Genomic DNA, 11,738 nt, shown 5'->3' with positions numbered 1-11,738 from the left:
CTAAGAGATCTCCCTGTGAGGACGATTTTGCTTGTTCTTTTGAACCTGGGCAGGTTTATTGTTGAACGCTCCCTCGAAGCGGCCCGAGGGAGAAGAGAAACGCGCCACTATCAACTGCGTCGTTTCGTTGCTGAATCCATCCATACCGCCAACAATAAAATGACGCCTTTAACGATGTACTGCCAGAATGTGGCGACGTCCATCATGCTCATGCCGTTGTCCAGCGCGGACATAATAAACGCCCCCATTACGGCCCCCGCAACGCTGCCTACGCCGCCCGCGAGGCTGGTACCACCGATGACGCAGGCGGCGATGGCATCCAGTTCCGCGATGTTACCGGCAGAAGGCGAGCCGGCTCCCAGACGCGAACTAAGAATGAGTCCGGCGATAGCCACCATCAGGCCATTAATGGCAAATACTGCCATCTTGGTTCGTTCAACACTAATACCAGATAGACGCGCGGCCTCCAGATTGCCGCCGATAGCGTAGATGCGCCGCCCGAAAGCAGTGCGTGTGGCCATAAACATCCCGGCGAGCAGCAGCGCGGTGAGAATAAGTACCGGCGTCGGTACGCCGCGATAGTCATTGAGCAGCCAGATAGCGCCCAGCACGATAATGGCGGTCATTGTCTGGCGGCCCACGGTCAAGGCCGATGCCGGCGTTGCCAGCCCTAACGCCTGACGCCGCATGCGACTGCGCCATTGCCAGATGATAAAGAGAGCCATTCCTGCCACACCGATAGCAAAGCCAATACCGTCGGGCAGGTAGCTTTGACCAATTTGCGACATTGCCGCGCTGGTGGGGGAGACGGTGGTCCCGTTGGTGATACCTATCAGAATACCGCGAAACGCCAGCATACCGGCGAGAGTAACGATAAACGAAGGCACTTTGCGATAGGCGACCCACCAACCGTTCCAGGCGCCCAGCAGCAGGCCAAGCGCCAGGGTGACCACGATCGTCAGCGGTAACGGCCAGCCGAACCAGACGTCAAAAATCGCCGCCGCACCACCAAGCAGGCCCATCATCGATCCGACGGAGAGATCGATTTCAGCGGAAATAATCACAAATACCATGCCAACCGCGAGAATACCGGTGATGGCGGTCTGGCGCAGCAGATTGGAGATATTGCGCGCGCTCAGATAAGCGCCTTCGGTGGTCCAGGTGAAAAACAGCATAATCGCCACGATAGCGGCGATCATCACGAAGACCTGGAGGTTCATCCCTTTGAGTCCGGACTGCGCGCCTGAGGCGGATGGGGTGAGTTTGATTTCAGACGACGTGTTCTTCGACATGGCGTTCGCTCCTCAGCGCGGCTTCCATCACCTGTTCCTGGGTCAGGTTCTGGTTGATTAAATTGGCTTTCAGTTTGCCTTCATGCATTACCAGCACCCGGTCGCTTAGTCCCAGCACTTCGGGCAGCTCGGATGAAATGACGATGACGGCAATCCCCTGTTGCACCAGTTGGTTAATCAGCTTGTAAATTTCGTACTTGGCACCGATATCAATGCCGCGGGTGGGTTCATCAAGAATCAAAATGCGTGGGTTCAGCAGCAGACAGCGGGCGAGTATTGCCTTTTGCTGATTGCCGCCGCTGAGACGACCAATCGCCAGCTCCGGTGAGGAGGTTTTGATTTTGAGGCGCTGGATGGATTGCTGAATGCAGTGCTGCTCGCCGGCGTCGTCAAGGCTGCTCATCGGGCCGGTAAACTGATTCAGGGCGGCGAGGGTGATGTTTTTGCCTACCGCCATCACCGGCACGATACCATCCTTTTTTCTGTCTTCAGGCACCATGGCAATGCCCTGCGCGATGGCTTGCTGGCAGGTGTGAATGTTGACCTGCTGGCCGTCAATAAAGATTTTTCCCTGCCAGCGGCCCGGCCAGACGCCAAACAGACACTGAACCGCTTCGGTGCGCCCCGCGCCAACCAGCCCTGCGATGCCCAGAATTTCTCCGCGGCGTAATGAAAAAGAGATGTCGTTGACCCGTTTAATATGGCGGTTGACCGGATGCCAGGCGGTTAAATTTTCCACTCGCAGGATTTCGTCACCGCAGCTGTGGGCTTCATTTGGATAGAGGGCGGTAAGCTCCCGACCAACCATCATGGTGATAATGTCATCTTCATTCATGCCGTCAGCATGACGAGTGCCGATATGCTGTCCGTCGCGAATGACGCAAATCGTGTCAGAGATGGCTTTGACTTCATTGAGTTTGTGAGAAATGTAAATACAGGCGATACCGTGGTTTTGCAGATCGCGAATAATGTTCAGCAAAATCGCCGTTTCTTGTTCTGTTAAGGAGGCGGTGGGTTCATCAAGTATTAACAACCGCACCTGTTTGTTCAATGCCTTGGCTATTTCAACCAACTGCTGCTGGCCGAGGCCTAAATCCCCGACGCGAGTATCAGGAGAAATGGATAAATTGACCTGGGCCAGCAGCTTCTCGCAGCGTAAGGTCATGGTTTCATAATCCAGCAGACCATGGCGGGAAATTTCCACGCCGAGGAAAATATTTTCCAGGACCGTCAGATGCTTTACCAGCGCCAGCTCCTGATGAATGATGGCGATCCCTTTGCGTTCGGTATCGCGAATATGGCCAGGCCGTAGGGTTTCCCCGGAAAAAATAATTTCGCCTTCATAGGTACCGTGCGGATATATCCCACAAAGTACCTTCATGAGTGTGGATTTACCTGAACCGTTTTCTCCACATAACGAGACCACTTCCCCGGCGTTAAGCCGCAGGCTGACATTATCAATCGCCTTCACTGTGCCGAAGGTTTTGCTAATGTTTTTCATTTCAAGTAACCAGGACATATCTACTCCGCATCAGCAATATCCGGCTGGATGAGGTTAGCGCCCCGGAAAGGGGCGCCTGCGTTCACAGCTCGCTCTTTTTGTGGAAGCCGTCTTTAATTACCGTCTGCTCTATATTGTCTTTATTCACCTCAATAGGCGTCAGCAGTCGTGATGGGACATCTTTTAGCCCATTATTGAGCGTGGTGTCGGCCTTCGGCTGTTTATCGTTACCCAGTTCGACGGCGATCTCCGCCGCAGTGGTGGCAAGGGTGGTAATCGGCTTGTAGACGGTCATCGTCTGGGTTCCGGCGATAATGCGTTTCACGCCGGCGAGGTCGGCATCCTGGCCAGAAATCGCCACTTTACCCGCCAGCCCCTGGGCGCTTAAGGCCTGAATGGCGCCGCCGGCGGTGGCATCGTTAGAGGCGACGACCGCATCAATTTTGTTATTGTTGGCGGTCAGGGCATTTTCCATGATTTTCAATGCATTTTCTGGCAACCAGCCGTCGACCCACTGATCGCCAACGATCTTAATTTTCCCGGCATCAATATAGGGTTTAAGGACCTTCATTTGCCCGGCGCGGAAAAGCTTCGCGTTATTATCAACGGGTGACCCGCCCATCAGAAAATAATTGCCCTGAGGCACTTTATCGACCAGGCTTTGGGCCTGCATTTCCCCCACTTTTTCGTTATTAAAAGAGATATAAAAATCAATATCTGCATTATTAATAAGACGATCGTAGGCCAGGACCTTAATTCCTTCCTGTTTGGCCTCCTTAATGACATTACTCAGTACCTGGCCGTTATAGGGAATAATAACCAGAACATCGACGCCGCGATTGATCATATTTTCAATTTGCGACATTTGCGTTTCTTCGTTGCCATTGGCTGACTGAACAAATACTTTTGCGCCTAATGATTCTGCTTTGTTGACAAAAATATCGCGATCTTTTTGCCAGCGTTCAAGACGCAGGTCATCAATAGCCATACCTATTTTAACTTCTTTCGCGATACCCGACAGGCTGGTCAGGAGGAGTGAGGCGCAGAGCGTTAGACAAAGGTTCTTTATCTTCATAATAATAACACCTTTTCTGTAGAGTGCAGGATAAACGAACGATAAAACGAAGCGGCCTGATACACATTGACACTGCGGATTCTTAACCCAGGAAAGAACCTTGGCAATTATCTATGCTTATTTTAGAGTTATGAAATTTTGTTTATTTGTGAATTTATGATCGCGATCTTATTTTAATAATCAATGATCCGCCTATTTCATCGTACTCTCTATATGTCAGTAGCAAAATCAGAGCGTCAGGTATTATTTTTGCGACCTGGCGCACGTTTGTGGATTCTCTCAATTACGGTGTGAAATAACGTAATTGAGGAAACTAAAAAGAGAATTCTATATTGGGCTATGACTTATTCCTCGCCGCACCCCTGAATATGGAGCTCATTATGCAGACCTATTTCGATCAACTCGATCGCGTTCGTTATGAAGGCCCGAAATCCGCTAATCCACTGGCTTTTCGTCATTACAACCCGGATGAGTTGGTTCTGGGTAAACGTATGGAAGAGCACCTGCGCTTTGCGGCCTGCTACTGGCACACTTTCTGCTGGAATGGCGCTGATATGTTCGGCGTCGGTTCTTTCGACCGTCCGTGGCAGCAGCCGGGTGAAGCGCTGGAGATGGCGAAACGTAAAGCTGATGTCGCGTTTGAGTTTTTTCACAAACTGAACATTCCCTATTACTGTTTCCATGATGTTGATGTTTCTCCGGAAGGCGCGTCGCTGAAAGAGTACGTTAATAACTTTGCGCAGATGGTTGATGTTCTGGCGGCGAAACAGCAGCAGAGCGGTGTCAGGCTGCTGTGGGGCACGGCGAACTGCTTTACTCACCCGCGTTACGGCGCTGGCGCGGCTACAAACCCGGACCCTGAAGTGTTCAGCTGGGCGGCGACGCAGGTCGTGACGGCGATGGAGGCAACCCATAAACTGGGCGGCGAAAACTACGTTCTGTGGGGCGGTCGTGAAGGTTATGAAACGCTGCTGAATACCGACCTGAGACAGGAACGCGAACAGATCGGCCGCTTTATGCAAATGGTGGTTGAACACAAACACAAAATTGGCTTCCAGGGAACGCTGCTGATTGAGCCCAAGCCGCAGGAGCCCACCAAGCATCAGTATGATTACGACGCATCCACCGTGTATGGGTTTCTCAAGCAGTTTGGCCTGGAAAAAGAGATCAAACTGAACATTGAAGCTAACCACGCGACGCTGGCAGGCCATACTTTCCATCACGAAATTGCCACGGCGATCGCCCTCGGTCTGTTTGGCTCTGTCGACGCGAACCGCGGCGATCCGCAGCTGGGTTGGGATACCGACCAGTTCCCGAACAGCGTCGAAGAAAACGCGCTGGTGATGTACGAAATCCTTAAGGCGGGCGGCTTTACCACCGGCGGCCTGAACTTTGATGCTAAAGTTCGTCGTCAGAGCACCGATAAATACGATCTGTTCTACGGCCACATTGGCGCGATGGATATCATGGCGCTGGCCTTGAAAGTGGCGGCCCGCATGATTGAAGGCGGTGAACTGGATAAGCGTGTCGCCAAACGCTATGCCGGCTGGAATGGCGAACTGGGTCAGCAAATCCTCAAGGGCCAGATGGATCTCGCCGATATTGCCCGGTATGCGATTCAGCACAACCTGGCGCCGCAGCATCACAGCGGTCATCAGGAGCTGCTGGAGAACGTGGTTAACCGTTATCTGTTTGATAATTAATGATGATGCCCGGCCAGTCCGGGCATTTGTTATAACAGTGGCTCTATTTTATTCGCGCCAGTTAAGGAGAGGCTGTATGTATATCGGAATTGATCTGGGCACCTCGGGGGTCAAGGCCATTCTGCTTAATGAGCAGGGAGACGTTGTGGCTTCGCATAGCGAAAAACTGAGCGTCTCGCGTCCGCATCCGTTGTGGTCTGAACAGGATCCCGAACACTGGTGGCTGGCGACGGACAGCGCAATGAGAGCGCTGGGCGCGCAGCACTCTCTGCGCGATGTTAAAGCAGTCGGTATTGCCGGGCAGATGCACGGCGCGACGCTGCTGGATAAGCAACAACGCGTTCTACGCCCGGCGATTTTATGGAATGACGGCCGCTGCGGCGAAGAGTGCGCGTTATTAGAAGAGAAAGTCAGCCGCTCGCGGCAGATAACCGGCAATCTGATGATGCCTGGATTTACTGCGCCGAAGCTGCTGTGGGTTCAACGCCATGAACCGGAAATCTTCCGCCAGATCGATAAAATTTTACTGCCAAAAGATTATTTACGTTTACGGATGACCGGCGAGTTTGCCAGCGATATGTCTGATGCGGCCGGAACGATGTGGATGGACGTGGCGCGCCGTGACTGGAGCGACGAGATGCTCGCTGCTTGCGGCCTGAGCCGCGCTAACATGCCGGCGCTGTTCGAAGGCTGTGACGTTACGGGGGCGCTTCGCCCTGCGGTCGCACAATCATGGAATATGCCGGAAGCGCTGGTGGTGGCCGGTGGTGGCGACAACGCTGCGGGCGCGGTTGGTGTGGGAATGGCGGATGCTGGTCAGGCGATGCTGTCGCTGGGGACCTCCGGCGTCTATTTTGCCGTCAGCGACGGATTTCTTAGCAAGCCGGAAAGCGCCGTTCACAGTTTCTGCCACGCGCTGCCCGGACGCTGGCATTTGATGTCGGTCATGCTGAGCGCGGCGTCCTGCCTCGATTGGGCTGCGAAGCTAACCGGTCTCGGCACGGTTCCCGCGCTACTCGCGGCGGCGGAATCGGCGAATGACGGTGTCGATCCGGTCTGGTTTCTGCCTTACTTATCCGGCGAACGCACGCCGCACAATAATCCGCAGGCGAAAGGCGTATTTTTCGGTCTGACCCATCAGCATGGTGCGGCTGAACTGGCGCGAGCGGTGCTGGAAGGCGTCGGTTATGCCCTGGCGGATGGCATGGATGTGGTTCACGCCTGCGGCATTCAACCGCAGAGTGTGACTCTGATTGGCGGCGGCGCGCGCAGCGCGTACTGGCGGCAGATGCTGGCGGATATTAGCGGCCAGCAGCTTGATTTCCGTACCGGCGGAGATGTTGGACCGGCGCTTGGCGCGGCAAGACTGGCGCAACTGGCGTTGCATAAACATGTCGCCTTCTCCGATTTGCTCCCGCAGTTGCCTCTGGAGCAGGCCCATCGTCCGGATGCCGACCGTTTTGCCCGTTACGCTCTGCGTCGGGAAACCTTCCGGCAGATTTATCAGCAGCTCTTACCGTTGATGTCCTGATACTTTCGCCTGTGCTTAACTCAACAGGCGACGGCGATCGAACCGTTGAACCAGGGCTGATAGCAGCAGGCTTCCCAGCAGCGCTGCGCTGAATATCCAGGCAATGTCGAGGAGCGGCCAGCGGGTGATTTCCAGCCCGCTGGCGCGCAATGCGTGGATAATTAGCGCATGAAAACCGTAAATACCTAAGGAGTGCCGCGCGATCGGCGCAATTATCGGTATCGGGCGCGTATTCAGCGTATTTTTGACCAGCGTCAGCAGGGTTATCGCGCAGACAAAAACCGCCGGGCCGCAGTATAAATACCAGGTATCGCCAAAATCGCCGCGCCAGCGCAGTTCGTGCAGCGTACCGCGTGATATGCCCCATACTGCCGCGATGAAAAGGGCGGCACAGAGTGGCGTCAGTCCTTTTTTGTCGGTGTCCATCATACCGATTGCGCGTCCCAGCACCCCGTACAGCACGTAGTAAAAGGTATCGCCGTTAATGTAGAGATTTATCGGCAGCCACGTTATTCCCCCCGCTTTCACCGCCACCATATTCGGATTCGCGATAATGCCGGTCACCAGCATCAGCGCCAGTAGCATTTTGCCACTAACCTGTTTGACCTGAATCAGCGGCGAAAGCAGATAGATCACGGCGATGGCGAAGAAAAACCACAGATGATAGAACACCGGCTTTTGCAGCAAATTCTTCAGCGACTGTTCGACGTTGATATGGGTGAACAGGGTGATATAGAGCAGCGATAGCGCGCTGTAAAAGAGAATGCAAAGCGCGATGCGCAGAAAATGCCGGGGGCGAGCGCTGCGCTCGCCGAAAAACAGATAGCCTGAAATCATGAAAAACAGCGGTACGCTGACGCGGGACGCCGAGTTAAGCAAATTTGCCATATCCCAGGCCAGCAGGCTAATGGCGTGCGGATGAGTAATGTACCACGCGGTGCTGTGAATCATCACGACCATCAGGCAGGCAATACCGCGCAAATTGGTAATCCAGTTTATTTTTTCCTGCATCAGTACCTCGGTATCCCCTTGCCAAAGAGGGTCTGACTGCTCTTATCCGCTGGCATCGCAGTGGAATAATCTGAGTTTTTCGCCATCGACTTGTCGGGGCGGGGCGCAATTCGCACAATAATCATGTTATGTCATATAACCTTAACGATAATAACTTGCTAACAAGGCGGTCGAGAAAAAATGGTGATGAAGTCGGTATTTTGTGGACTGCTGTTGTGCCTTCTTGCCGCTTGCAGCGAAACGGCGCCTCCGCCAGCGCAGCAGACACAAAGCGCGCGGATAACGCCACAGATAACCCTCAATATGGAACAACTGTGCAAGGACAATGCTGCCGTTCGTTACCGTACAGGCGTGGGGCAGATTGATGTCAGCCATTTTGCCCAGTTCCAGGGAAGCTACGAGCTTTCAGGGCATACTGAACGTAATGAGCGTTTTATCTGCTCTTTTGATCAGGACGGTCAGTTTTCGCATCTTTCGATGCGCTAAATAGCTACCTGGCGGCGTTAATTTCCGCAATTTTCCTTAAACAATCCCGTTTCATACTGTATATCTCGCAGCCAGCGGGTATACTGACTCCTTCCTTTAAATCCACACGTATCCAGCACGAAATAATATGCAAAAGTTTGATACCAGGACCTTCCAGGGCCTGATCCTGACCTTACAGGATTACTGGGCTCGTCAGGGCTGCACCATTGTTCAACCACTGGACATGGAAGTCGGCGCAGGGACTTCTCACCCAATGACCTGCTTGCGCGCACTGGGGCCAGAGCCGATGGCGACCGCCTATGTGCAGCCTTCTCGTCGTCCGACCGATGGCCGCTACGGCGAAAACCCAAACCGTTTACAGCACTATTATCAGTTCCAGGTGGTGATTAAGCCATCGCCGGATAACATCCAGGAGCTGTATCTCGGTTCTCTGAAAGAGCTGGGGATGGACCCGACGATCCACGATATCCGTTTCGTGGAAGATAACTGGGAAAACCCGACGCTGGGCGCCTGGGGTCTGGGCTGGGAAGTGTGGCTGAACGGCATGGAAGTAACTCAGTTCACCTACTTCCAGCAGGTTGGCGGTCTGGAGTGTAAGCCGGTTACCGGTGAGATCACCTACGGTCTGGAACGTCTTGCGATGTACATTCAGGGCGTAGACAGCGTTTACGACCTGGTCTGGAGCGACGGCCTGCTGGGTAAAACCACCTATGGCGACGTGTTCCATCAGAATGAAGTGGAGCAATCCACCTACAACTTTGAATACGCCGATGTGGATTTCCTGTTCACCTGTTTCGAACAGTATGAGAAAGAAGCACAGCAACTGCTGGCGCTGGAAAACCCGCTGCCGCTGCCTGCTTACGAGCGTATTCTGAAAGCCGCCCATAGCTTTAACCTGCTGGATGCGCGTAAAGCCATCTCCGTCACCGAGCGTCAGCGCTACATCCTGCGCATTCGCACCCTGACCAAAGCAGTGGCAGAAGCTTACTACGCTTCCCGTGAAGCCCTTGGCTTCCCGATGTGCAACAAAGACAAATAAGAGGCGGCCATGTCTGAGAAAACTTTTCTGGTGGAAATCGGCACTGAAGAGCTGCCACCAAAAGCCCTGCGCAGCCTGGCGGAGTCCTTTGCTGCGAACGTTACTGCGGAGCTGGATAACGCTGGCCTCGCACACGGCAACGTAGAGTGGTTCGCCGCACCGCGCCGTCTGGCGCTGAAAGTGGCGAATCTTGCTGCTTCTCAACCCGATCGCGAAGTTGAAAAACGCGGCCCGGCGATTGCCCAGGCGTTTGACGCGGAAGGCAAACCGAGTAAAGCGGCGGAAGGCTGGGCGCGTGGTTGCGGCATCACCGTGGATCAGGCTGAACGTCTGACCACAGACAAAGGCGAATGGCTGCTGTATCGCGCGCATGTGAAAGGCGAAAGCACCGAAGCGCTGCTACCGAACATGATTGCCACCTCTCTGGCGAAGCTGCCGATTCCGAAACTGATGCGCTGGGGCGCGTCTGACGTTCACTTTGTGCGTCCGGTACACACCGTCACGCTGCTGCTGGGCGACAAGCTCATTCCGGCAACGATTCTGGGTATCCCGTCCGATCGCGTCATTCGCGGCCATCGCTTTATGGGCGAGCCGGAAATCACCCTCGACTCTGCCGATCAGTACCCTGAAATCCTGCGTGAGCGCGGCAAAGTGATTGCGGATTACGCCGAGCGTAAAGCGAAAATCAAAGCCGATGCAGAAGAAGCGGCGCGTCAGATTGGCGGTAACGCTGACCTGAGCGAGAGCCTGCTGGAAGAGGTCACGTCGCTGGTGGAATGGCCGGTGGTGCTGACGGCGACATTCGAAGAGAAATTCCTCGCGGTGCCGTCTGAAGCGCTGGTTTACACCATGAAGGGCGACCAGAAATACTTCCCGGTTTACGCCGCAGACGGCAAACTGTTGCCGAACTTTATCTTCGTGGCGAACATCGAATCCAAAGATCCGCAGCAAATCATCTCCGGTAATGAGAAGGTGGTACGTCCGCGTCTGGCAGATGCCGAGTTCTTCTTCAATACCGACCGTAAAAAACGTCTGGAAGATAACCTGCCGCGTCTGCAAACCGTGCTGTTCCAGCAACAGCTGGGTACGCTGCGCGACAAGACCGACCGTATTCAGGCGCTGGCGGGCTGGATTGCCGCACAAATTGGCGCGGATGTTAACCACGCTACCCGTGCGGGCCTGCTGTCGAAATGTGACCTGATGACCAACATGGTGTTTGAGTTCACCGACACGCAGGGCGTGATGGGCATGCACTATGCGCGCCATGACGGCGAAGCGGAAGATGTGGCTGTCGCGCTGAACGAGCAGTATCAGCCGCGCTTTGCCGGTGACGACCTGCCGTCTAACCCGGTTGCCTGCGCGCTGGCGATTGCCGACAAGATGGACACGCTGGCGGGTATCTTTGGTATCGGTCAGCATCCGAAAGGCGATAAAGACCCGTTCGCGCTGCGTCGTGCCGCGCTGGGCGTGCTGCGTATCATCGTTGAGAAGAACCTGAATCTGGATCTGCAAACGCTGACCGAAGAAGCCGCGCGTCTGTATGGCGACAAGCTGACTAACGAGAATGTGGTGGATGACGTTATCGACTTTATGCTCGGTCGTTTCCGCGCCTGGTATCAGGATGAAGGTTACACCGTGGACACCATTCAGGCGGTTCTGGCGCGTCGTCCGACCCGTCCGGCGGATTTCGATGCCCGTATGAAGGCCGTGTCGCACTTCCGCACGCTGGAAGAAGCCTCCGCGCTGGCGGCGGCGAACAAACGTGTCTCCAACATTCTGGCGAAGTCCGACGAAGTGCTGAACGATATCGTCCACGCTTCCGTACTGAAAGAAGCCGCGGAGATCAAACTGGCGGGGAATCTGGTGGTACTACGCGACAAACTGCAGCCGTACTTCGCGGAAGGCCGTTACCAGGATGCGCTGATCGAACTGGCTTCCTTGCGCGAGCCGGTAGATGAGTTTTTCGAAAACGTGATGGTTAACGCTGAAGACCAGAACGTGCGTATCAACCGTCTGACGCTGTTGTCTAAACTGCGCGATCTGTTCCTGCAGGTAGCGGATATTTCCCTGCTGCAGTAAGTTCGTCGCAATAAAATAAAA

General features: G+C 54.4%; 9 protein-coding genes. 5 read left to right on the top strand and 4 right to left on the bottom strand.

What is annotated here, in order from left to right; translation table 11 throughout:
• Positions 1-110: 110 nt before the first annotated feature.
• The 3 genes from xylH to xylF all read right to left on the bottom strand — a co-directional run bounded on the left by xylH (position 111) and on the right by xylF (position 3,868).
• Positions 111-1,292, bottom strand: a complete 1,182-nt coding sequence (gene xylH / locus FN037_RS21810; protein ID WP_142503148.1) for a xylose ABC transporter permease XylH — start codon at positions 1,290-1,292, stop codon at positions 111-113.
• Positions 1,270-2,811 (bottom strand): xylose ABC transporter ATP-binding protein, encoded by a 1,542-nt coding sequence (locus FN037_RS21805; protein ID WP_142503147.1) that lies wholly within the window; start codon positions 2,809-2,811, stop codon positions 1,270-1,272. Before FN037_RS21805 ends, xylH begins: the two co-directional genes overlap by 23 nt.
• 64 nt (positions 2,812-2,875) lie before the next feature.
• Positions 2,876-3,868: a D-xylose ABC transporter substrate-binding protein gene (gene xylF, locus FN037_RS21800; RefSeq protein WP_138359566.1), complete on the bottom strand. Its 993-nt coding sequence runs from the start codon at positions 3,866-3,868 to the stop codon at positions 2,876-2,878.
• A 380-nt stretch (positions 3,869-4,248) separates the two neighbouring features.
• Here xylF and xylA point away from each other — a divergent pair, with 380 nt between their 5' ends.
• Together xylA and xylB are read left to right on the top strand one after the other, a co-directional pair.
• Positions 4,249-5,571, top strand: coding sequence for a xylose isomerase (xylA, locus tag FN037_RS21795; RefSeq protein ID WP_142503146.1), 1,323 nt, complete (start codon positions 4,249-4,251; stop codon positions 5,569-5,571).
• A 76-nt stretch (positions 5,572-5,647) separates the two neighbouring features.
• Positions 5,648-7,102 (top strand): xylulokinase, encoded by a 1,455-nt coding sequence (gene xylB, locus FN037_RS21790; protein WP_142503145.1) that lies wholly within the window; start codon positions 5,648-5,650, stop codon positions 7,100-7,102.
• A 15-nt stretch (positions 7,103-7,117) separates the two neighbouring features.
• On the opposite strand, the gene FN037_RS21785 is transcribed toward xylB, so the two are convergent.
• Positions 7,118-8,113: an acyltransferase gene (locus tag FN037_RS21785; RefSeq protein ID WP_142503144.1), complete on the bottom strand. Its 996-nt coding sequence runs from the start codon at positions 8,111-8,113 to the stop codon at positions 7,118-7,120.
• Positions 8,114-8,293: 180 nt separating this feature from the next.
• Here FN037_RS21785 and FN037_RS21780 point away from each other — a divergent pair, with 180 nt between their 5' ends.
• The 3 genes from FN037_RS21780 (at position 8,294) to glyS (ending at position 11,717) form a co-directional block, all read left to right on the top strand.
• A complete protein-coding gene (locus tag FN037_RS21780; RefSeq protein ID WP_138359558.1) occupies positions 8,294-8,599 on the top strand; it encodes a YsaB family lipoprotein in 306 nt (101 codons plus the stop codon).
• Between the two features lie 127 nt (positions 8,600-8,726).
• Complete coding sequence (glyQ, locus tag FN037_RS21775; protein WP_005133816.1) at positions 8,727-9,638, top strand: glycine--tRNA ligase subunit alpha; 912 nt, start codon at positions 8,727-8,729, stop codon at positions 9,636-9,638.
• 9 nt (positions 9,639-9,647) lie between these two features.
• Positions 9,648-11,717 carry a glycine--tRNA ligase subunit beta gene (gene glyS / locus FN037_RS21770; protein WP_138359556.1) on the top strand — a complete coding sequence of 690 codons (2,070 nt, stop codon included), beginning with the start codon at positions 9,648-9,650 and terminating at the stop codon, positions 11,715-11,717.
• Positions 11,718-11,738: the final 21 nt, after the last annotated feature.

Source organism: Klebsiella sp. 2680 (assembly GCF_900198535.1).
Lineage (GTDB): Bacteria > Pseudomonadota > Gammaproteobacteria > Enterobacterales > Enterobacteriaceae > Klebsiella > Klebsiella indica.
The sequence above is the reverse complement of the archived record's forward strand: the minus strand, read 5'-3'. Positions and strand labels throughout refer to the sequence as shown.